Annotated in this window: 23 protein-coding genes; 19 read left to right on the forward strand and 4 right to left on the reverse strand. The window is 68.3% G+C overall.

What is annotated here, in order from left to right; all coding sequences use genetic code 11:
* Positions 1-70: 70 nt before the first annotated feature.
* From flgC to SAZ01S_RS07465, 9 genes are all read left to right on the forward strand, one after another.
* On the forward strand, positions 71-478 hold the full coding sequence (gene flgC / locus SAZ01S_RS07425) for a flagellar basal body rod protein FlgC (protein WP_084581518.1): 408 nt from the start codon (positions 71-73) through the stop codon (positions 476-478).
* A gap of 13 nt (positions 479-491) precedes the next feature.
* A complete protein-coding gene (gene fliE / locus SAZ01S_RS07430; protein ID WP_084581520.1) occupies positions 492-815 on the forward strand; it encodes a flagellar hook-basal body complex protein FliE in 324 nt (107 codons plus the stop codon).
* 18 nt (positions 816-833) lie between these two features.
* Positions 834-1,097, forward strand: a complete 264-nt coding sequence (locus SAZ01S_RS07435; protein WP_084581522.1) for a flagellar biosynthetic protein FliQ — start codon at positions 834-836, stop codon at positions 1,095-1,097.
* Positions 1,094-1,852, forward strand: coding sequence for a flagellar biosynthetic protein FliR (fliR, locus tag SAZ01S_RS07440; protein ID WP_084581524.1), 759 nt, complete (start codon positions 1,094-1,096; stop codon positions 1,850-1,852). The genes SAZ01S_RS07435 and fliR overlap by 4 nt, the downstream gene beginning before the upstream one ends.
* Positions 1,852-2,925: a flagellar biosynthesis protein FlhB gene (gene flhB, locus SAZ01S_RS07445; protein WP_084581526.1), complete on the forward strand. Its 1,074-nt coding sequence runs from the start codon at positions 1,852-1,854 to the stop codon at positions 2,923-2,925. Before fliR ends, flhB begins: the two co-directional genes overlap by 1 nt.
* A 101-nt stretch (positions 2,926-3,026) precedes the next feature.
* Entirely contained in the window at positions 3,027-5,117 is a 2,091-nt protein-coding gene (locus SAZ01S_RS07450) for a TonB-dependent siderophore receptor (protein WP_084581528.1), read from the forward strand.
* A gap of 8 nt (positions 5,118-5,125) precedes the next feature.
* Positions 5,126-5,425 (forward strand): ketohydroxyglutarate aldolase, encoded by a 300-nt coding sequence (locus SAZ01S_RS07455; RefSeq protein ID WP_084581530.1) that lies wholly within the window; start codon positions 5,126-5,128, stop codon positions 5,423-5,425.
* On the forward strand, positions 5,422-6,912 hold the full coding sequence (locus tag SAZ01S_RS07460; RefSeq protein ID WP_084581532.1) for a PepSY-associated TM helix domain-containing protein: 1,491 nt from the start codon (positions 5,422-5,424) through the stop codon (positions 6,910-6,912). Before SAZ01S_RS07455 ends, SAZ01S_RS07460 begins: the two co-directional genes overlap by 4 nt.
* Complete coding sequence (locus tag SAZ01S_RS07465; RefSeq protein WP_084581534.1) at positions 6,909-7,241, forward strand: DUF3325 family protein; 333 nt, start codon at positions 6,909-6,911, stop codon at positions 7,239-7,241. Before SAZ01S_RS07460 ends, SAZ01S_RS07465 begins: the two co-directional genes overlap by 4 nt.
* Positions 7,242-8,102: 861 nt before the next feature.
* Here SAZ01S_RS07465 and SAZ01S_RS07470 read toward each other — a convergent pair.
* The 4 genes from SAZ01S_RS07470 to mutM form a co-directional block, all read right to left on the reverse strand.
* The gene (locus tag SAZ01S_RS07470) at positions 8,103-8,591 is read right to left on the reverse strand and encodes a GNAT family N-acetyltransferase (protein ID WP_084581536.1); all 489 of its coding nucleotides are present in this window, start codon (positions 8,589-8,591) and stop codon (positions 8,103-8,105) included.
* A complete protein-coding gene (gene dnaA / locus SAZ01S_RS07475) occupies positions 8,588-9,973 on the reverse strand; it encodes a chromosomal replication initiator protein DnaA (RefSeq protein WP_084581538.1) in 1,386 nt (461 codons plus the stop codon). The genes SAZ01S_RS07470 and dnaA overlap by 4 nt, the downstream gene beginning before the upstream one ends.
* 433 nt (positions 9,974-10,406) lie before the next feature.
* A complete protein-coding gene (gene rpsT / locus SAZ01S_RS07480) occupies positions 10,407-10,670 on the reverse strand; it encodes a 30S ribosomal protein S20 (RefSeq protein ID WP_019368621.1) in 264 nt (87 codons plus the stop codon).
* A gap of 97 nt (positions 10,671-10,767) precedes the next feature.
* On the reverse strand, positions 10,768-11,577 hold the full coding sequence (gene mutM / locus SAZ01S_RS07485; RefSeq protein WP_084581540.1) for a bifunctional DNA-formamidopyrimidine glycosylase/DNA-(apurinic or apyrimidinic site) lyase: 810 nt from the start codon (positions 11,575-11,577) through the stop codon (positions 10,768-10,770).
* Between the two features lie 267 nt (positions 11,578-11,844).
* On the opposite strand from mutM, the gene ubiE reads away from it, so the two are divergent.
* The 10 genes from ubiE (at position 11,845) to SAZ01S_RS07535 (ending at position 21,544) form a co-directional block, all read left to right on the forward strand.
* Entirely contained in the window at positions 11,845-12,576 is a 732-nt protein-coding gene (gene ubiE / locus SAZ01S_RS07490; protein WP_019368619.1) for a bifunctional demethylmenaquinone methyltransferase/2-methoxy-6-polyprenyl-1,4-benzoquinol methylase UbiE, read from the forward strand.
* Between the two features lie 154 nt (positions 12,577-12,730).
* Positions 12,731-14,263 (forward strand): 2-polyprenylphenol 6-hydroxylase, encoded by a 1,533-nt coding sequence (gene ubiB / locus SAZ01S_RS07495; RefSeq protein WP_084581542.1) that lies wholly within the window; start codon positions 12,731-12,733, stop codon positions 14,261-14,263.
* Positions 14,260-15,378 (forward strand): hypothetical protein, encoded by a 1,119-nt coding sequence (locus SAZ01S_RS07500; RefSeq protein ID WP_084581544.1) that lies wholly within the window; start codon positions 14,260-14,262, stop codon positions 15,376-15,378. Before ubiB ends, SAZ01S_RS07500 begins: the two co-directional genes overlap by 4 nt.
* Positions 15,375-16,547, forward strand: coding sequence for a bifunctional phosphopantothenoylcysteine decarboxylase/phosphopantothenate--cysteine ligase CoaBC (coaBC, locus tag SAZ01S_RS07505; protein WP_084581546.1), 1,173 nt, complete (start codon positions 15,375-15,377; stop codon positions 16,545-16,547). The genes SAZ01S_RS07500 and coaBC overlap by 4 nt, the downstream gene beginning before the upstream one ends.
* Positions 16,548-16,713: 166 nt before the next feature.
* The gene (locus SAZ01S_RS07510) at positions 16,714-17,505 is read left to right on the forward strand and encodes an alpha/beta hydrolase (protein WP_245824691.1); all 792 of its coding nucleotides are present in this window, start codon (positions 16,714-16,716) and stop codon (positions 17,503-17,505) included.
* Positions 17,506-17,507: 2 nt separating this feature from the next.
* On the forward strand, positions 17,508-17,954 hold the full coding sequence (gene dut, locus SAZ01S_RS07515; protein ID WP_084581548.1) for a dUTP diphosphatase: 447 nt from the start codon (positions 17,508-17,510) through the stop codon (positions 17,952-17,954).
* On the forward strand, positions 17,951-18,322 hold the full coding sequence (locus SAZ01S_RS07520; protein WP_084581550.1) for a hypothetical protein: 372 nt from the start codon (positions 17,951-17,953) through the stop codon (positions 18,320-18,322). Before dut ends, SAZ01S_RS07520 begins: the two co-directional genes overlap by 4 nt.
* On the forward strand, positions 18,319-19,083 hold the full coding sequence (locus SAZ01S_RS07525; RefSeq protein ID WP_084581552.1) for a HesA/MoeB/ThiF family protein: 765 nt from the start codon (positions 18,319-18,321) through the stop codon (positions 19,081-19,083). Before SAZ01S_RS07520 ends, SAZ01S_RS07525 begins: the two co-directional genes overlap by 4 nt.
* Before the next feature lie 47 nt (positions 19,084-19,130).
* Positions 19,131-20,150 carry an NAD-dependent epimerase/dehydratase family protein gene (locus SAZ01S_RS07530; protein ID WP_084581554.1) on the forward strand — a complete coding sequence of 340 codons (1,020 nt, stop codon included), beginning with the start codon at positions 19,131-19,133 and terminating at the stop codon, positions 20,148-20,150.
* A 47-nt stretch (positions 20,151-20,197) separates the two neighbouring features.
* Positions 20,198-21,544, forward strand: a complete 1,347-nt coding sequence (locus SAZ01S_RS07535; RefSeq protein WP_084581556.1) for a nucleotide sugar dehydrogenase — start codon at positions 20,198-20,200, stop codon at positions 21,542-21,544.
* The last annotated feature ends 1 nt before the right edge of the window (position 21,545 follow it).

The raw sequence follows: 21,545 nt of genomic DNA on the forward strand, positions 1-21,545 counted from the left end.
GGCGCCCGGCCCGGCAAAAATTGCCTACAATGATGGCGTGGCCCGCTTTCCAGGCCGTGGAGGATCAACAATGGATTTGGATGCTTCGCTGGGCGTTTCCGCCTCGGGTCTGCGCGCGCAGTCGCTGCGGATGCGTACGATCGCGGAGAACCTCGCGAACCAGGATTCGGTCGCCGATACGCCCGGCGGCAATCCCTATCGTCGCAAGGTCGTCAGCTTTCAGGCGGCGGTGGACCGCGCCACCGGCGGCACCGGGGTGAAGGTCAAGTCGATCCAGAACGACCAGTCGGATTTCACCAAGGTCTATCAGCCGGGCCACCCGGCGGCGGACGCGCAGGGCTATGTGCTCAAGCCGAACGTCAACGGGCTGATCGAAAGCGCCGACATGAAGGCGGCGCAGCGCAGCTACGAAGCCAATCTCAACGCCATCGAAGCGGCCAAGAGCCTGACGATGCGCACCATCGATCTGCTCAAGTAAGGGATAGAGACCCATGTCTATCGGAGCATTGGACGCAAACAAGGCCTATGGCCGCGTCGCCTCGCTCGGCAACACGCTCGGCAAGGCAGCGGGCGGCAGCGAAATCGGCGACGACCAGAATTCGGGCTTCGGCGCGATGGTCGAGAACCTTGTCGGCGGCACCGCCGACAAGCTGCGCTCGGCCGAAGCCGCCTCGGCCAAGCAGGTCGCCGGCAAGGGCGATCTGATCGACGTGGTCACCGCGATCGGCGCGGCCGAGACGGCACTCGATACGATGGTGGCGGTGCGCGACCGTGTCGTCGGCGCCTATACCGACATCATGCGCATGCAGATCTGACGACCGGAGCCGGATGCCATGACGCCCACGCAGCTGATCGGTCTTACCGAATCCGCGCTGATGCTGATCCTCACCGTCGCCGGACCGCTGCTGCTGACCTCGCTGGTCGTGGGTGTCTTTATCGGCCTGCTCCAGGCGCTTACCCAGATTCAGGAAACCACCCTCACCTTCGTGCCCAAACTGGTCGCGATGGGGCTGGTGTTCCTGCTGATGCTGCCCACGATCGGCCAGGCACTCGGCCAGTTCATGGGCAAGATCAGCGACATGATCATCCACGGATGATCGTTCCCCCCGATCTCGCCCTGCAGGTATCGGCGTTCTTCATCGTGTTCGCACGGGTGGGCGCGGTGCTGATGCTGCTGCCGGTGTTCGGGGAAGACGCCATCCCCGGCCGCATCCGGCTGTTCATCGCCTTCGCCATGTCCTACGCGCTGTACGGCCTGATCGGCGAGCCGGCGCGCACCGCGGTGCAGGCCGGCGCCGTACTCCCCGCGATCCTGGTGACCGAACTCATCACCGGCCTCGCCATGGGGATGATCGTCAAGATCCTGTTCTTCTCGATTTCGATGGCCGGCTCGATCATGAGCACCCAGATCGGCCTGTCCGCCGCGGTGATGTTCGATCCCTCCCAGTCGAGCCAGGCGCCGATTCTCTCCAAGCTGGTCGGCCTGGTCGCCGCCTTGGTATGCATGGGTGCGCAGGTGCACCATCTCTGGCTCGGCGCGATCGTCCACAGCTACCAGACCTTCCCGATCGGCGGCATGCCGCCGATGCACGATTTCGCCGAGCTCGCAGTGCAAGCGATCGGCCGCTCGATGACGCTCGGCATCAGCCTCGCGGCGCCGTTCCTCGTCTATGGCATCGTGTTCAACGTGGCGCTCGGCCTCGCCGCGCGCGTCGCGCCGGCGATCCAGGTGTTCTTCATCGCCCAGCCGCTCAACCTGTTGCTCGGCCTCGCGCTGGCGATCACCACGATCGGCACGATGCTCACTTTCTTCACCCAGGCAATGGGTGACGCGTTGCAGCGAGGCTGGTGATGGCCGGCGGCGGCGACGACAGCGACGACAAGACACAGGATCCTACCGACAAGAAGCTCGAAGACGCGCGAAAACGCGGCGACGTGCCGATGGCGCCGGAAATGCGCCATGCCGCGATGTTCGTCGCGGCGCTGGTCGTGATGGGCGGGCTCGGCAGCTATACGGTGCAGCAGTTCGGCAACCTGTTCGTGCGGCTATGGGGCGCCGCCGACGATTTCCGGCTCGAGCCGACCGGCGCACAGAATTTCGCCACCGGCCTGTTCGCCGCGGTCGGCACCGCGCTCGCGCCGATCCTCGCCGCGCTGTTCGGCTTCGCGGTCCTCGGCGGCGTGCTCCAGGGGCGGCCGATGATCGCCTGGTCGCGCATCGCGCCCAAGTGGAACAAGCTCAACCCGATGACCGGCGTCAAGCGCATGTTCGGCAAGCAGTCGCTGGTGGAGTTCCTCAAGACCTTCGCCAAGCTGTGCCTGGTGGTCGGCATCGCCGGCACCATCGCCTGGCCGCACGCCGCGACGATCGACCGGCTGGTCGGCGCCGATCTGGTGGATACCGGCACCGCGGCGAGCGACATCGTCCACGCCATGCTCCGGCCGATCGCGATGCTGGTCGGCGCGCTCGCGCTGTTCGACTTCGTCTGGCAGCGCCGCTCGTACATGAAGCGCATGCGCATGAGCCTGCAGGAAGTGAAGGACGAGTACAAGCAGAGCGAGGGCGACCCCAAGATCAAGGGCAAGATCCGCAGCATGCAGATGCAGCGGGCGAAGAGCCGGATGATGGCCAATGTCCCCAAGGCGAGCGTCGTCATCACCAACCCCACCCATTATGCCGTCGCGCTCCAGTACGACCATGGCTCGATGGCGGCGCCGGTGGTGGTGGCGAAGGGCGTCGACACGCTCGCGCTCAAGATTCGCGAGATCGCCGGCGAGCACAACATCCCGCTCGTCGAAAACCGCCCCCTCGCCCGCGCGCTCTATGCCAGCGCCGAGCTCGACCAGCCGATTCCGGTCGAGCATTACGCCGCCGTGGCCGAAGTGATCAGCTATGTGATGCGGATCGCCCGCGCCCGCCGCTGAGGTCCCGGCGCCCGACAAAATTGATAATGCGATTGACTCGCAATATTCACTTTCCCTAAAGGCTCGCGCATCGAACGAGACCCAAAGGGAAAAGCTGAACCATGCATCTGTCGCTGCGCACCGCCTTGCTCACTACCGCGCTTGTTGCGCTGCCCGGCGCGGCACTGGCGGGTCCGGACGGCACCGCCGATTCGAACGACCAGCAGAGCCAGATCATCGTCACCGGCGCGGTCACCCAGGCGTCGCGCAGCGCAACGGGCCTGACGCTCACCCCGCGCGAGACGCCGCAGTCGATCACGGTGATCGACCAGGCCCGGATCCAGGATTTCCAGCTCACCAACATCAACGACCTGCTCGACCAGACCGTCGGCATCAATGTCGAGCGCGTGGAGACGGACCGCACCTATTACAATTCCCGCGGCTTCGACATCACCAGCTTCCAGGTCGACGGGATCGGCCTGCCGTTCCCCTATGGCATCCAATATGGCGACCTCGACACCGCGCTGTTCGAGCGGGTGGAGGCGATCCGCGGCGCCAATGCGCTGATGACCGGCGTGGGCAACCCCTCGGCCACGATCAACTATGTCCGCAAACGCCCGACCGACACGCTGCAGGCGACCGCCACGGCGCAGGCCGGCTCGTGGAACCGCTGGCGCGGCGAGGCCGATGTTTCGGTGCCGGTGACCGATACCGTCGCCGTCCGCGCAATCTACGCCCATGAGAGCCGCGACAGCCATCTCGACTACAACCACGTCAACCGCAACGTGTACGGCCTGATCGCCGCGTGGAAGGTGACGCCGCAGCTCACCGCCACGATCGGCTATAGCCGCCAGGACAATGACGCCGACGGCGTGCTGTGGGGCGCGCTGCCGCTCACCTACAAGGACGGCAGCCGCATCCCCTATGCGCGCTCGGCGACGACTTCGGCACCCTGGACCTATTGGGACACGACCGACCAGCGCGCCTTTGGCGAGCTCGCCTATGATCTGGGCCAGGGCTGGCAGGCCAAGGGCGTGTTCACCTACGCGAACAACAAGCAGCAGGCGCGGCTGCTCTACGCGTTCGGCACGCCGGACAAGGCGACCGGGCTCGGCATCGCGGGCCAGGTGGGCGCCTATCCGTCCGAGACCGACCAGTATCTCGGCGACCTCACCGCATCAGGGCCGCTCCACCTGTTCGGTCGCGAGCACCAGCTGGCCTTCGGCGTCTCGACCGGCCGGCTCGACAACCGCCAATGGCAGGGCCGCGGCAAGAGCCTCGTCGCCTATCCGGCGGTGCCGAACCTTACCGCCAGCGTGATCGCCGATCCGGGGACCGGACCGATCACGCTGGAGGCGAACAGCCGGCTCGACGTCACCCGCGTCTACGGCGCCGCGCATCTGAGCGTCACCGATCGGCTGAAGGCGGTGGCCGGTGCCAGCGCCACCTGGCTCAAGGCCGACGGCTTCTCCTACGGCGCCAACCTGTACCGCAAGAACAGTGCCGTCAGCCCCTATGCCGGCTTCACCTATGATCTCACGCCGAACGTCTCCTTCTACGGAAGCTATACCAGCATCTTCAATCCGCAGGACGAATCGGACGTGCGCGGCCGGAGGCTCGATCCGATCACCGGCAGCAGCATCGAGGGCGGGCTGAAGAGCGAATGGTTCGGCGGCCGGCTCTATGCCACCGCCTCGCTGTTCCGCGCCAAGCAGAAGAACCTGGCGACCGTCGCGGGCCAGTACGGGCCGGGCGATCCCGGCAAGCCCGGCACCAACTATTATACCGGCCTCGACACCACTTCGCGCGGCTTCGAGATCGAGCTTGCAGGCAAGGTGACCGACAACTGGACGATCAGCGGCGGCTATACCGGGCTCGAGATCGAGGACAATGCCGGCAAGGCCGCGCGCGTCTTCCTGCCCACCAAGAGCCTCAAGCTCGCCACCACCTATGCGGTGCCCGACCTGCGCGACCTCAAGCTCGGCGCCCAGCTGCGCTGGCAGAACAAGGTCCGCAGCCCGGACTTCACTGTGACCCAGAACGACTATGCGGTGCTCGACCTGATGGGCAGCATCCGCCTGGTCGATCACGTCCGCGCCGCGCTCAACGTCCGCAACGTCACCGACAGCAGCTATCTGGGCAGCCTCATGTGGGGGCAGGCCTATTATGCCGCGCCGCGCAGCGTGCTCGGCAGCCTCACCTTCAGCTACTGAGGCAGGGCATGGGGGCGCATCTCCGTCGCGGCTGGGGCTATCGGGCGAACATCGCGACGCGCGCGGTGGCCGGCAGCATCGGTGCCTATCTCGTCGCTGCCTGCTTCGCGGCAGCGGCGGCGCGCACCCTGCCGCTGCCGCGGCTCGACGCGATCGTGCCGGCGACGATGCTCGCCTTTCTGGTCGCGCCCGTTGCGACGATCTGGGCGTTCCTTGCCCCCGGGCCGCTGCGCGCGCTGGGCGGCGTTCTCGCGGCGGCCGCGCTGCTGGCGGCCGTCGCCTGGGCCGCCGGGATGCCCGCGGCATGAGCGCGGTGCGCGATGGCGCCCGCCAGGCGATGGCATGGCTGCACGGCTGGACCGGGCTGCTGCTCGGCTGGGTGCTGTTCGTGATGTGCCTGGGCGGCACGCTCAGCGTGTTCAAGCCCGAGATCGGTCGCTGGATGCGGCCCGAGACGATCGCCACCGCCGATCGCGCCACCGCGCTGACGGCCGCGAGCGCATGGCTCGGCAAGAACGCCCCCCACTCGTTCGGCTGGTACCTGACCCTGCCCAACGCGCGGATGAACACGGTCGAGGCGACCTATGATCCCGGCACCGGCTTCGTCTATCGCGCGCTCGATCCCGGCTCCGGCGCGCCGGTGCCGCGCGAGACGCTGGGCGGCGAATTCTTCTACCGCCTGCATTTCGAACTGGAGCTGCCCTTTCCCTGGGGACGGCTGCTCGCCTCGCTTGCGGCGATGGTGCTGCTGCTCGGGCTGATCACCGGGATCATCGCCCATCGCCGCATCTTCAAGGACTTCTTCACCTTCCGCCCCGCCAAGGGCCAGCGCTCCTGGCTCGACGGACACAATGCGCTGGGCGTGCTCGCGCTGCCCTTTCACCTCATGATCAGCTTCACCGGCCTGCTGACGCTGGCGACGCTCAACATGCCCTGGGCCCTTACCGCCAATTACGGGAACGACATGGCGGCGATGTTCCACGCGTTCCAGCCCGGCCAGGTCGACCGACCCGCTGCCGGCAAGCCCGCGCCGCTCGCTCCGCTGGCCCCGATGCTGCGCGCGGCGGAGCAGCGGCTGGGCCAGCCGGTCGGCCGCGTCACCATCGCGCATCCGGGGGACGCCGCCGCGGTGGTCACCATGTTCCGCGACGATGCCCGCCAGATCGGCTATGCCGCCGGCGCAGTGAGCTTCGACGGCACGACCGGCCGCGTCCTCGTCGACTTCACCGAGCACCGCCCCGCGATGCAGACTTATGGCGTGGCCTATGGCCTCCACCTCGCCCGCTTCGCGCTGCTGGCGACGCGCTGGCTCTATTTCCTGTGCGGCGCGATGCTGACCATGGCGGTGGCGAGCGGCATGGTGCTGTGGGTGGTCAAGCGCCGCGAGCGCGCGCCGCTCCACCTCGGCAACCGGATCGTCGAGCGGTTCAATGCGGGGGTGCTCGCGGGCGTGCCGATCGGGTGCCTCGCCTTCCTCCTCGCCAACCGCCTGCTGCCGCTGGGAATGCCGGCGCGGGCCGAGGCGGAGGTGTCCGCCGCATTGTCGAGTGCCGCCGCGGCGGTGCTGCTCGGCGTGGTGCTGTCGCCCAGGCGGAGCTGGCCGATACTGCTGGCGATCCTCGCGCTCGGCTGCGCGGCGGCGGCGCTTCCCGGCGGCGCCTATGCCGATGCGGTGCAGACGGGCGTCAGCCTCACCCTGCTCGCCACCGCCGGCGGCACCGGCTGGCTCGCCTGGAAGCAATGGCGCCGCCCCGCCCCTGCCCCGCGCCGCCGCACCCGGAGCCAGATCGCATGATCGCCGCCGGGCTTGTCCTGCTGGGCGTTTTCACGCTCGCGGCGGCGATGCCGCGCCATGCGCCGGCGCTGCTCGGCGGCTGGGCGACGCGCCTCCGCCCGCAATCGCTCCGCATCGCCGGATGGGCACTGCTCGCCGCGGCACTGGCGGTCACCCTCGCCACGCCCGACTGGCCGCGCGCGCTGGTGGCGTGGTTCGGATGGCCCACCTTGGCGGCGGCGCTCATGCTGCTGGGGCTGAGCTATGACGTCCGGCTGGCCCGCGGCGCCGCGGCAATGGGCGTGCTGGGCATCGCCGCGAGCGTGGTTGTCCTGCTGCCTGGGCTGTAAATTGGGAGAGAGGGTCGGCAGCTTGCGCCCCAGTTGCGGTCGTTACCCTCTTCGTCGACCTTCCGTGCGTCGGAGAAATGGTTGCTGCTTGGTATATTCTGTTGGTTCCTGCTCGGAAAATTAGTCCGGTGGAAGCGCTAGGCGGTTCATCGCGAACCGTGCGGACTTTCCCTCTCCCGCCTGCGGGAGAGGGAGGGAGCCGCCGTTAGGCGGCGGAAGGGTGAGGGTGTGTCGGGCGAATGCGGCCCTCTCCTTCGCCCGACTCACCCTCACCCCGGCCCTCTCCCGCTAGCGGGAGAGGGAGAGGGAGACACCGATGCCGCTCAACCTCGACAACGAACCGGCGTGCTACGCGACGCCGCTCGCGAGTTCGTCGCCGAACATGCTCCCGTCCGCCGCATGAGGCCGTCTAAATTCAGTTTTTATGACGGAGCGTATGACCCCTTCCCACCAACTCCGACCGATCACCGCGATCCTCCCTCGCACCACCGACCGCGGCAGCGGCCTTCTTGTGCGCCCGCAATGTTCCCCCTATGTACCAGATCTGCCGCCTGCAAGCGGCCGCTCTTTGATCCGTCCAATACACCCCACTACGCGCGGAGCGACATGCCGCATGGCGTCGACCGGTATTCGGCGGCCAGCACGCGCCAAATCTCCACAGGCCTGAACTTCCTGAACTTCGCGCTCGAACGCCGCGTCAGTTGCCGCCGAAGCGCTCACACGCCTAAACTTCCTAAACTTCGATCGGTGGCCACCGTCCGGCACGTGGCCGGGGGGCTCCACCAATGTGCGCCATTCGGCTAATCCCAGGGGAAGCGATCGTCGGTGCGTTTCCCATCTAGCGCAAGACGCTATCCGCCCTCAAAGCCGCCGGTACAGCACCAGCGCGTCCACCAGCCCCAGCGCCGGATGCGCGAACGCCTCGGGCACGCGTCCCACCGTCTCGAAGCCGAGCGCGAGCCATAGCCGCACGGCGGGTGCGTTGCTGCTGACGACGAAATTGAACTGCATCGCCCGGAAGCCGCGGGCGCGTGCCTCGGCGAAGCTGTGCTCGGCCATGGCGCGGGCGATGCCCCGGCCGCGCGCGTCAGCATGCGTCGCATAGCCGCAATTGGCGACATGCGCGCCGCCGCCGGCCTGGTTGGCGCGGAGATAATAGGTGCCGAGCACCCGGCCCTCGGCCTCTGCGACGAAGCTCGCCCGGTCCGGCCCCAGCCAATAGGCCAGGGCCGCACCACGCGACAGGTCGCGGTCCATTGCATAGGTCTCGCCGGCGCGAATCACCGGCTCGAGGATCGCCCAGATCGCCGCGCCATCCTCGGGCGCTGCCGGGCGAATCGCGAGGGTCACCCCTCCAGGGTGCGCATCAGCGCGCGGACGGCGCCGTCGATCTCGACATCCTTGGCGCGCAGATCCTCGATCCGCTTCACCGCATGGATCACCGTCGAGTGATCGCGATTGCCGAACTTGCGGCCGATCTCGGGCAGCGAGCGCGTGGTCAGGCGCTTGGCCAGATACATCGCGATCTGGCGCGGGCGGGCGATCGCCACCGCGCGGCGGGCCGAGATCAGGTCGAGCTGCTTCACTTCGAAATGCGCCGAGACCGCGCGCTGGATCTCGTCGATGGTGATGCGGCGCTGGCTGGTGCGCAGCACTTCGCCAAGCACGCTGGTCGCGAAGTCGATGGTGATCGCCTCGTTCGACAGGCTGGCATAGGCGACCAGGCGATTGAGCGCGCCTTCGAGCTCGCGGACATTGGTGGTGATCCGCGCGGCGAGCAGGTCGGCGACTTCCGCCGGCATGTCCACCGCCGGCATGTCCTTCAGCTTGCGCTCGACGATCGCGCGGCGCAGGTCGAGCTCGGCGGGCTTGATGTCCGCGACGAGGCCGGCGCCGAGGCGGCCGACCAGGCGCGGCTCGAAGCCTTCGAGCGCCTGGGGCGCGCGGTCGGCAGCGATCACGAGGCGCTTGCCGGCGCTCATGAACTCGTTGACCGTGTGGAAGAATTCTTCCTGGGTCGCGTCCTTGCCGCCGATGAACTGCAGATCGTCGATCATCAGCAGGTCGACCGAGCGGAGGCGCTTCTTGAACGCCAGCGTGTCCTTGTTGCGCAGCGCCTGGACGAACTCGAACATGAAGCGCTCGCCGGTCGAGTAGATCGCGGTCGCGCCCGGGTTCGCCTCGAGGAAGGCATGGCCGATGGCGTGCATCAGGTGCGTCTTGCCCTGGCCGGTGCCGGCATGGAGGTACAGCGGGCTGAACATCGGCACGCCCGGCTGCGCGACGGTGCGCGCGGCGTTGAAGGCGACGCGATTGGTCGCGCTCACGACGAATCGGTCGAAGGTGAAGCGCGGGTCGAAGGCCGGGCGCTCGATCGGCTCGGCGAGCGATTCGGCGCGCGGCGCGGGCACCGGGGCCGGGGCCGCGCTGAGCACGCGCTGCTCGGCATCCTGCAGCGTCTCCAGCGTGACGCTGCGCACGCCCGGCAGCACCGCACGGAATTCGAGCAGCAGCCGCTCGGCATAGTGATTCTTCACCCACTGGGTGAGGAACGGCGACGGCAGGCCCAGGCGGACGGCATGCGAATCGCTGCCGTCGATCAACACCACGGGCTTCAGCCACTGATCAAACAGCCGCTGGCCGGCCGAGCGGCGCAGGTTGGTGCGCACATGCGCCCAAGCCTTGGCGACGTCGCGGCCTTCCTCACGTTCCAGCGGTTGAACCTGAGTCACTGTGACGCACCCTTCCTTCGCGGGAATCACGATTCCCGCGTGCTAAAACCAATATCGATCCTGAGGCCCATCGCAGCCGGTCATGCCCCCGACGACGCGCGATGGACTCGCTGTCCCGACCAGCAACGTGGCCGGGAGGTCTGTTTTAGGAAGCTCGAACTGAGTCGAGCAAGGGCCCTGCATGTAAACTTTCTGAAATAGTTTTGTTGACAGCCCGAACCCCTAGGAAATGCGTGGGGGCGCAGGAAATATCGAACTATTTCTGACAGTTACCAAGGTAAATCGCGAGATGCCGAAGCGCGAATCGGTACGACTCGTGGATTTCGGCGATTCGCCAAAGCTGCCCAAATTTTAACCATTTGTTGCAGCGCACATGCGCAAAAAGCCCCGCCGGACGGGTCCGGCAGGGCTTTTGGTTACCGATTAGTTACGGTTAGGCGAGCGCCTGAAGACGCTTGTTGAGGCGCGAGAACTTGCGCGCTGCAGTATTCTTGTGGAGCACACCCTTGGCGACGCCGCGTGCGATCTCCGGCTGCGCCGCAGCAAGCGCTTCGGCGGCAGCGGCCTTATCACCGGCGGTGAGGGCAGCTTCAACCTTCTTCACGAAGGTGCGGATGCGGCCGACGCGCGCACCGTTGATCTCGGCCCGGCGCTCGTTACGACGGATGCGCTTCTTCGCTTGCGGCGTATTCGCCATTCGGTCTTGTTCCTGCTCGAAATGGGTGAGGCGCGGAAGCGAGCCCACGCCGGAAAGACGGGCCCCTTACCGGCTCCAGCGATTCGGGTCAACCGTTTCAGCGCTGGCATTTGCCACAATAGAAGGTGGATCGCCCCGAATCCACGCGGCGCTGCACCGGACGGCCACAACAACAGGGCTCCCCTTCCCGCCCATAGACGCGCCACTCCTTGGCGAAATAGCCGAGTTCGCCGTCGGGCCGGGCATAATCGCGCAAGGTGGAGCCGCCCGCGCGAATCGCCGCCACCAGTACCTCGCGCACCGCCTCGACCAGTTTCTCCAGCTTGGCGCGGCTGATCGCGCCGCCAGGCTTGGTCGGCGCAATGCCGGACAGGAACAGTGCCTCGCACACATAGATATTGCCGAGGCCTGCGACGATTCGCTGGTCAAGCAGCAACGCCTTCACCGGGGCGATTCGATCCTCGAACGCCTGGACCAGATGCGCAGCGGTGAAATCCGGGCCCAACGGCTCCGGCCCCAGCGCCTTGAAGGCGGGCCATTCCGCAAGTTCGGGCGTCGGCACCAGGTCCATCGAGCCGAATCGCCGGGGATCGTTGAGCGCCAGCCGGTGCCGCGCGGTCTCGATCACGACATGGTCGTGCTTGCCCAGTTCCGCCGGATCGATCCGCCAGCGCCCGGACATGCCGAGGTGGAAGACCAATGTGTCGTGGCGGTCGGTATCTATAAGGCCGTATTTGGCGCGACGGGACAGGCCGGTAACGGTCGCGCCGGTCAGCCGCTGGCCGAGATCGACCGGGAACGGGCGGCGCAGGTCGGCGCGGTTCAGCAGCACGCGCTCGATCCGCTGCCCCTCCAGCACGGGGGCCAGGCCGCGGACGGTGGTTTCTACTTCGGGAAGCTCAGGCATCTGGCGCTACAGCTAGGAAGTGGCAGGCAGAATGTCACCCTAAGATCCTCCCCGGCACGGGGAGGGGGACCATTCGCCCAGCGAATGGTGGAGGGGCCGCCGCGCGAGCGGCGGTCGTCCTGCGCGCGCCGCCCGCACCGCGCCTGCGGCGCGGCCCCTCCACCACGCGGCTCTGCCGCGCGGTCCCCCTCCCCGTGCCGGGGAGGATCTTGGGTCCGTCCCCGCAGCCCTCTTGGTTTGGCCGTCACCTGCGGCTAAGGCACCCCCATGCCCGATACCGTCTCCTTCGGTTACGAAGACGTCGCCCCCGAGGACAAGACCCGCCGCGTCGGCGAGGTGTTCTCGAATGTCGCCAGCAAATACGACCTGATGAACGACGCCATGTCGGGCGGCATGCACCGGCTGTGGAAGGATCGCTTCGTCCGCCGGGTGAAGCCGCGCGCGGGCGAGCATATCCTCGATATGGCCGGCGGCACCGGCGACATCGCCTTCCGCATGGCCGAGAGCGGCGCCGCGATCACCGTCGCCGATATCAACCCGGAAATGCTCGCCGTCGGCGTCGAGCGCGCCGCCCAGCGCGGCATCGACGGGCTGGTGTGGACCGAGGCCAATGCCGAGACGCTGCAATTCCCCGATCGCTTCTTCGATGCCTATACGATTGCGTTCGGCATCCGCAACGTGACCGACATCCCCAAGGCGCTCCGCGAGGCGCACCGCGTGCTCAAGCGCGGCGGCCGTTTTTTCGTGCTGGAATTCTCGACCACCCAGTGGCCGGGTTTCGCCGAGATCTACGATGCCTATTCGCACAAGCTGGTCCCCAAGCTCGGCAAGCTGCTCGCGCAGGACGAGGACAGCTATCGCTACCTGATCGAATCGATCCGCCGCTTCCCGGATATGCCGAGCTTCGAGCGGATGATCGCCGAAGCGGGCTTCCGCCAGACCAAGGTCGAGCCGCTGCTCGGCGGGCTCGTCGCGATCCACAGCGGCTGGAAGATTTGATGGCTTTTTGGCTGCGGACGGACAGCGCGTCCGATCCTAAGCCCCTCCCCTTCAGGGGAGGGGTTGGGGTGGGGTCGTGTCTCGATAGAGACCAACAGGCGTTCTGGAATCCCTCCACCCCCCACCCCTCCTCCAAGGAGGAGGGGCTAGAGGCATGACCGCGCCTGCCGTCCATCTCTGGCGCCTCCTCAAATGGGGCCGCATCCTCGCGCGCCACGGCGCGCTGCGCGGTATCGAGCGCGATGCCAACACGCCGCGCCCGGTGCGTCGCCTCGCCCGCATCGCCCGGCTGGGCGCCCGTGTCCCCGCCGTCCCCGCCTATGCCGATGCCTTCCAGGCAATCGGCCCTGCCGCGATCAAGCTCGGCCAGACGCTGGCCACCCGCCCCGATCTCGTCGGCGAGGAAGCCGCGCACGACCTGCTCCGCCTGCAGGACGCGCTGCCGCCCGTCCCCTTCGACATCATCCGCGAGCGGATCGAGACGAGTTACGGCCGTCCGCTCTCCGCGATGTTCGCCGAGATCGAGGAAGTCCCGATCGGCGCCGCCTCGATCGCCCAGGTACACCGGGCCGTGACCACCGATGGCCGCCGCGTCGCGGTGAAGGTGCTGCGCCCGGGCATCGAGACCGATTTCGCCCGCGCGATCGACACCTATGAATGGGCCGCTGCCCAACTCGAGGCCTATGGCGGCGAGGCGCGCCGCCTGCGCCCGCGGCTGGTGATCGAAAGCTTCAAGCGCTGGACCGCGCGCGAGCTCGATTTCCGGCGCGAGGCCGCCTCGGCCTCCGAACTGGCCGAGGGCATGACCGCCGAGCCGGACTTCATGGTGCCCCAGATCGACTGGCAGCGCACCACCGGCAAGGTGCTGACGCTGGAGTGGATCGACGGGATCAAGCTCAGCGACCGCGACGCACTGGTCCGCGCCGGGCACGACATGCCGGGCCTCGCCGGCAAGCTGATTAAGGCGTTCCTGCGCCAGGCGATCGCCGAGGGCTTCTTCCATGCGGACATGCACCAGGGCAATCTGTTCGCCCTGCCCGACGGCCGCATCGCCGCGATCGACTTCGGCATCATGGGCCGGATCGACCGTCGTGCGCGGGTGTGGCTGGCCGAGATCCTCTACGGCCTGATCACCGGCGACTATAAGCGCGTCGCCGAGATCCATTTCGAGGCGGGCTATGTCCCCGCCCACCATAATGTCGCCGAGTTCGCGACTGCGCTCCGTGCGGTAGGCGAGCCGATGCGCGGCCTGCCGGTGAAGGAAATGTCGATCGGCGGCATGCTCGACGGCCTGTTCTCGATCACCCGCGACTTCGACATGATGACGCAGCCGCATCTGCTCCTGCTCCAGAAGACGATGGTGATGGTGGAAGGCGTCGCGCGCGGGCTCGATCCGGACATCAACCTGTGGGATGTGTCGGCGCCGTTCGTGCGCGAATGGATCCGCACCGAGCTCGGGCCGGAAGCCAAGGTCGCTGATCGCCTGATCGACGATCTGCGTACCCTCGCTCGCCTGCCCGAGCTGGTCCGCAATATCGAACGCCGCTTCCCCGCGCCTGGGGGCGCCCCGCCCGAGCCGCCCTTGCGTGAGATCCAGGTGGTGCGCGTCGGCGGCGGCTGGCGCTATGCCGTGGTCGGCGTGCTCGCCGCGCTGGCCGGCGTGGCCGGATCGCTGCTGCTGAGATGACCGCGCGCACGCGCCGCGTCTGGACCCTCGCGCCGAGCCGCTTCGCGGTCCTGTCGCGAGGCCGCGCGCGGCTGGCGTGGCTGGCGCTGCTCGTCCTCCTGCTCGCGTCGCTGACCGCGCTCTCCGTGCCGTCGCTCACCGGCGATGGCGATGCGGCCGCTCGCACCGCCGACCGGATGACCGATATCGGCCTGTATGAGCGGGTCGTGGCGAGCATGAAGGGCGGCGATCCCTATTATGTCGCGGCCAGCGATGCGATGCGCGCCGGCGGATATCCGTTGCACCCGTTCCTGACGATGCGGTTGCCGGCGCTCGCGGCGGTGGAGGCGGCACTGCCCGGCTGGGCGAGCATTGGCCTGCTGCTCGCCCTCGCAGCGCTCACCGCGGTCGCCTGGGCATCGCGCGTAGGTGCGACCCTCACCGGGCTGTTTCCCCGCGCGGTGATGGTGCTGCTGCTCGCCGCGTCGATGCTCGCCTTTTTCCAGCCGGGGCTGGTGCTGTTCCATGAGGTCTGGGCCGGCCTGCTCGTCGCGCTGTCGCTGGCGCTCCGACGCCCGGGGCGCGCGCTGGAGGCGATCGCGCTCGGCTTCGCCGCGATGCTGATCCGCGAGACCGCTGCGCTGTACGTGGTCGTCATGCTGATATTCGCCTGGGGCGAGGATCGCCGCGGCGAGGCGCTGGGCTGGGGCGTGGCGCTGCTGCTGTTCGGCGGGGTGCTGGGCCTGCACGCGCATGCCGTGGCGGGAGTCACCGGGCCGCTCGATCCGCATTCGGCCGGCTGGGCCGCGTTCAACGGGCCGGGCTTCTTTGTCCGCGCGCTGGTCACCGCGACGGCCTTGCAGGCGCTGCCGATCGTCGCGGGCGCGCTGCTCGTCGCGCTGGCGCTGTTCGGCTGGGCGAGCTGGGACGATCCGCTGGGCCTGCGCATGTTCGCGCTGCTGATCGCCTATGGCACCGTCATCGCGCTGTTCGCCCGGCTCGACAACTTCTACTGGGCGCTGATGATCGCGCCGGCCGCGCTCCTCGGCCTGGTCTTCTTGCCGGACGCATTGACCGATCTGTGGCATCGCGCGCTCGACAGGCGGCGGATCACGGTTACAACGGTGACACCATGAAGCGCATCCTGCTCATCGTCGGCGGGGGCATCGCCGCCTACAAGGCCTGCGAACTGGTCCGGCTGTGCCGCAAGGCCGGGATCGGTGTCACCTGCGTGCTTACCGAGGGCGGCCAGCATTTCGTCACGCCGATGACGCTCGCGGCACTCTCGGAGAACCAGGTCTACACCACGCTGTGGGACCTGAAGGACGAGGCCGAGATGGGCCATATCCAGCTCAGCCGCCAGGCCGATCTGGTCGTCGTCGCCCCCGCCACCGCCGACCTGCTCGCCCGCATGGCCGGCGGCATCGCCAGCGATCTCGCGACGACGCTGCTGCTCGCTACCGACAAGCCCGTGCTCGCCGCGCCGGCGATGAACGTGCGGATGTGGAGCCATGCCGCCACCCGCCGCAACGTCGCGCAACTCCGCGCCGATGGCGTGACCGTGCTCGAGCCCGACGAGGGCCCGATGGCGTGCGGGGAGTATGGCCCCGGCCGCCTGCCCGAGCCCGAAGCGATCCTCGCGGCGATCCAGCAGGCGCTGTCGCCGGTCGCGCAACGCCTTGCCGGCAAGCACATCCTCGTCACCGCCGGACCCACGCACGAGCCGATCGATCCGGTGCGCTACATCGCCAACCGTTCCTCGGGGAAGCAAGGCTTCGCGATCGCTGGCGCGCTGGCCGCACTCGGCGCCCGCGTCTCGCTGGTCGCCGGCCCGGTGACGCTGCCGACGCCGCCGGGTGTCGCCCGCATCGATGTCGAAACCGCGCGCGAAATGGCCGCCGCGGTCGACGCTGCCCTCCCCGCCGATGCCGCGGTGATGGTCGCCGCGGTGGCCGACTGGCACGTCGAGGCGGCCGCGCAGAAGCTCAAAAAGGGCGATGCCGCCCCCCTCCTGCATCTGTCGCAAAATCCTGATATCCTCGCCGGCCTGGCGCAGAGTCCGCGCCGGCCGCGGCTGGTGGTGGGCTTCGCGGCGGAAACCGAACGAGTGATCGAACATGCTGTCGCGAAACGAACGCGCAAGAACGCCGACTGGATTGTCGCCAACGATGTTTCGGGCGATGTGATGGGAGGTGAAGCCAATGCCGTCCATCTCGTCACCGCCGCCGGCGTCGAATCCTGGGAGCGCACATCCAAAGCCGATGTCGCCCGCCGCCTCGCCGATCGGATCGCCGATGCGCTGTGAAATGCCCCAGCACCCCAAGCCTGCGCACCCCTTCCGCTTGCGGGAGGGGTCGGGGGAGGGACCGACGTGGCAGAAATGCGGAGAGGCTTCAGCCCCTCCCCTAACCCCTCCCGCAAGCGGGAGGGGAACGCGGGCTGCAAGGTTCGCCCTGCCGGCACTTGCCGGTTTGGCCCTGCTCGCCGGCTGCACCACGCCGGTCGCCACCAGAACGCACACCGTCGCCAAAGCGGAGCCCGCGCTCAACCTGCATGCGCGCAACTTCGGCGCGACCGCCCCCGCCGCGGTGAAGACGCTCGTCGTCGTGCTGCACGGCGACGGCAGCGCCGAGACCCGCAGCGACCATTACCGCTTCGCCGAAGCCGCCACGCAGCGCATCCCCGACAGCGCCGCCGTTGCGCTGCTCCGCCCGGGCTATGGCGATGCCGCCGGCAATCGCTCGCCAGGCCAGGCCGGCGCGGGCTTTGGCGACGACTATACGCAGGAGCGCATCGACGCGATCGCCCAGTCGCTCGGCATTCTCCGCCGGCGCTTCGCGACGGCACGGCTGATCCTGGTCGGCGATTCGGGCGGTGCGGCGATCGCCGCCGACATCGCCGGCATCCGCCCCGAACTGCTCGATGCGATGGTGCTGGTCGGTTGCCCCTGCGCGCTGCCGGAATGGCGCAAGGGCATGCAGAAGCAGCGGCACGGCGCCGCCTGGGCCGCGCCGGTCGCCAGCCTCGATCCGCTGAAGACCGCCGGCGGGGTGATGCCCGGCCTGCGCGCGGCGGTGCTGGTCGGCGCCGACGACAAGATCACGCCGCCCGCGCTCTCCCGCGCCTATGCCGAGGCCCTTGCGCTTCGCGGCATCGCTACCGATCTCCGGATCGTCCCTGGACGGGGACATGATCTGCTCAACGATCCCGAAGTGCTGGCGGCAACCACCCGGCTGGCGACCGCGCTTCCCACGAAAGGCTGACCTTGCTGCCGCCGATCCGCATCGCGATCCAGCGCCTGCCCCATGGCGAGAATCTGCCGCTGCCCCGCTATGCCACCGAAGGGGCGGCGGGCATGGACGTCGTCGCCGCCGAGGACCTGACGCTGGCGCCCGGCGCGCGCCACGCCGTCGCCACCGGCTTCGCCATGGCGATTCCGGCAGGCTATGAAGTGCAGGTCCGCCCGCGCTCGGGCCTGGCGCTCAAGCACGGCGTCACCTGCCTCAACACGCCCGGCACGATCGACAGCGACTATCGCGGCGAGGTGAAGGTGATCCTCGCCAATCTCGGCAGCGAGGACTTCGCCATCGCCCGCGGCGACCGCATCGCGCAGCTAGTCCCCGCCCCCGTCCAGCACGCCGATCTCGATGAGGTGGCGAGCCTGGACGAAACGGCGCGGGGTGCCGGCGGCTTCGGCTCTACCGGCCGATGATCGCAACGCTGCTCCTCGCCCTGCAGGCGCCGGCGCCGCAAATCGACTGGCCGTCGCTCGCGCCGCTGCCCTATCGCAGCGAGCCGCAGATCTCGCCGGACATGCTTGCCTTCGTCGCCAACGAGGTGACGACGCGCAAATGCCCACTGGCGATCGGGCCGGGCCTCACCCTCACCGTCGACGTGGCCGTGCTGGTCGATCCGCAGGACAATATCCGCACGACCGTGCCGCGCGCCATCCAGTGCCCGACGGTGGAGCAATATGCCGCGGCGATGGTGGCGGGCGCCGCGCGGGGCAATCTGCTGCCGCGCCGGGCTAGCGCCGATCAATGGTACCGCACGACGGTAACCTTCGCCTGGCCGAAATGAGGCTCTCCGACGAGGAGCTGGAACGCTACGCCCGCCACATCATCCTGCGCGAGGTGGGCGGCGCCGGGCAGGCCAGGCTGAAGGCCGCGCGCGTGCTGGTGATCGGCGCGGGCGGCATCGGTGCCCCGGCGATCCAGTATCTCGCGGCAGCTGGGATCGGGGCGCTCACCATCGTCGACGACGACCATGTCGACCGCTCCAATCTCCAGCGCCAGATATTGTTCGCCACCGCCGACATCGGCGCGGGCAAGGCAGAGACTGCCGCCGCGCGCGTCGCCGCCATCAACCCCAATGTCGCTGTGCGCGTCGAGAACCGCCGTCTTTCGGCCGCGGACGCGCCTGCGCTGATCGCCGGGCACGACGTCGTACTCGACGGCACCGACAATTTCTCGACTCGCCTCGCCGTCGCTGATGCGGCGCTGGCGGCGCGGGTGCCGCTCGTCTCCTCGGCCGTCGCCGAGTTCGAGGGGCAACTCGGCACCTTCCGCGGCTGGGAGCCGGACAAGCCGTGTTACCGCTGCTTCGTCGGCCGCGATCCCGAGCGCGAGGGCATCAGCTGCTCCGAGCAAGGCGTACTCGGCGCGCTGACCGGCGTGCTCGGCAGCCTCGCCGCGCTGGAGGTGATCCGCGCCCTCGCGCCCTTCGGCGACGACAGCGCCGGCAAGCTGCTGCTGGTCGACGCACTGGCCCTGCGCTTCCGCACGCTCCAGCTGCCCAAGGATCCCGGCTGCCCGGCTTGTGGCGCGGGAACGCTCCGGTAAGGAGCCCCGGGCTACTGACTGGCGCGCTACAACCGACAGGAACCACGATGCCCGAACCCACCGCCCCTGCCCCCCGCGTGCTCGTCACCGGATCGGCCGGGTTCATCGGCTTCCACACCGCCAGCCGCCTGCTCCAGGCGGGCGCGACGGTGCTCGGCGTCGACAATTTCTCGGATTACTACGACGTCGCGCTCAAGGAAGCGCGCAACGACATGCTGTCGAACCACCCCCATTTCCGGGTGGCGCGTTTGTCGATCGAGGACCAGCCGGCCCTCGCCGCCACCTGGGCTGAATTCCAGCCCGACGTCGTGATCCACCTCGCCGCCCAGGCCGGCGTGCGCTTCAGCATCGAGCAGCCGGCCAGCTATATCGGCGCCAACATCGTCGGCACGTTCAACCTGCTCGAGCTGGCACGTCACCACCCGGTGCGCCACTTCCTCGCCGCGTCGACCAGCTCGGTGTACGGCGCCAATACCGACATGCCGTTCGGCGAGACGCAGCGCACCGCGACGCCGATGAGCCTCTACGCCGCCACCAAGGGCGCGACCGAGCTGATGGGGCACAGCTACGCGCACCTGTTCCGCACGCCGATGACCTTCTTCCGCTTCTTCACCGTCTACGGCCCCTGGGGCCGGCCGGACATGGCGCTGTTCAAGTTCACCCGCGCCATCCTCGCGGGCGAGCCGATCGACGTGTACAACAATGGGGCAATGGTGCGGGACTTCACCTTCATCGACGATCTCGCCGAATCGATCGTCCGCCTGATTGACGCCGTGCCGGGCGACGTGGCTGTCGAGGGCGACAGCCTGTCCCCCGCCGCGCCCTTCCGTATCGTCAATATCGGCGCCGGCCGCCCCACCCCGCTGATGGACTATATCGGCGCGGCGGAGAAGGCGCTGGGTCGCACCGCGACCAAGAACTTCCTGCCGATGCAGGCCGGCGACGTGCCCGCGACCGAAGCCTCGTCCGATCTGCTCCGCCGCCTCACCGGCTATGCCCCCTCGACCACGCCCGAAGAAGGCGTGGCCAAGTTCGTACGCTGGTATCTGGAGCATTATCAAAGCTGAAACTGGCGATGGTGCATGAGGGCCGCTCTCGAACGGAGCGGATACCCATGACCTTCGAATGGCCGGCGCACGGACTGACGCTGCAAGCCCGGATTGAAAGCCGTACGGCGACGATCGGCGTGATCGGCATGGGCTATGTCGGCCTGCCGCTGGCAGTGGCGTTCGGCGAGGCGGGCTGCTCCGTGCTCGGCTTCGATCTCGATCCCGAGAAGGTCGCCGCGCTCAATCGCGGCGAGAGCTATATCAAGCACATCCCGGGCGACCGCATCGCTCCGCTGGTCACCGAGCAGCGCATCGCCGCCACCGCCGATCTCGACCGGCTGGGCGAAGTCGATGTCCTCCTGATCTGCGTGCCGACGCCGCTCACCCGCCATCTCGAGCCCGACCTCAAATATGTCGAGCACACCACCGCCGCGATCGCGCGGACGCTGCGCAAGGGCCAGCTGGTGATCCTCGAATCGACCACCTATCCCGGCACCACGCGCGAGGTGATGCAGCCGATCCTCGAAGCCGAGGGACTGGCCGCCGGCCGCGACTTCTTCCTCGCCTACTCTCCCGAGCGCGAAGATCCCGGCAACCCGACCTTCTCGACCACCAAGATCCCCAAGGTGGTCGGTGCCGACGATCCCGCCTCGGCGGCGCTCGCGATGGCGCTCTATCGCCACATCGTCCCCCAGGCGATCCAGGTCTCCTCGGCCGCGACGGCGGAGGCAGTGAAGATCACCGAGAACGTGTTCCGCGCGGTCAACATCGCGCTGGTCAACGAGCTGAAGCTGATCTTCACCGCGATGGACATCGATGTGTGGGAAGTGATCGACGCGGCCAAGTCCAAGCCGTTCGGCTTCATGCCCTTCTATCCCGGCCCGGGTCTCGGCGGCCACTGCATCCCGATCGACCCCTTCTACCTCACCTGGAAGGCGCGCGAGTACAACCAGCACACCCGCTTCATCGAGCTTGCCGGCCAGATCAACGCCGACATGCCGCAGCATGTGATCCGCGTGCTCGCGGACACGCTCGACGCCCGCTTCGGCCGCGGCCTGCGCGGCGCGCGGATATTGGTGCTGGGGGTGGCCTACAAGAAAAATGTCGACGACATCCGCGAGAGCCCGTCATTGCGCCTGATGGAGCTGATCGAGGCGCGCGGCGCGACGGCCGATTTCCACGACCCCCACGTCGCGCAGATCAACGGCACCCGCGAGCATCCCACGCTCAACTATCGCCACGGCGTCGCATGGGACGAAGCCGCGATCGCCGGCTATGACGCGGTGCTGATCGCCACCGATCACGACGCGGTCGACTATGCCGCGCTGACGGCCTCGGCCAAGTTGGTGATCGATACCCGCAACGCCTGCGGCAAGGCGGGCGTAACGGGGGACAACATCGCACGCGCCTAGG

This window comes from Sphingomonas azotifigens NBRC 15497 (genome assembly GCF_002091475.1).
GTDB classification, from domain to species: domain Bacteria; phylum Pseudomonadota; class Alphaproteobacteria; order Sphingomonadales; family Sphingomonadaceae; genus Sphingomonas; species Sphingomonas azotifigens.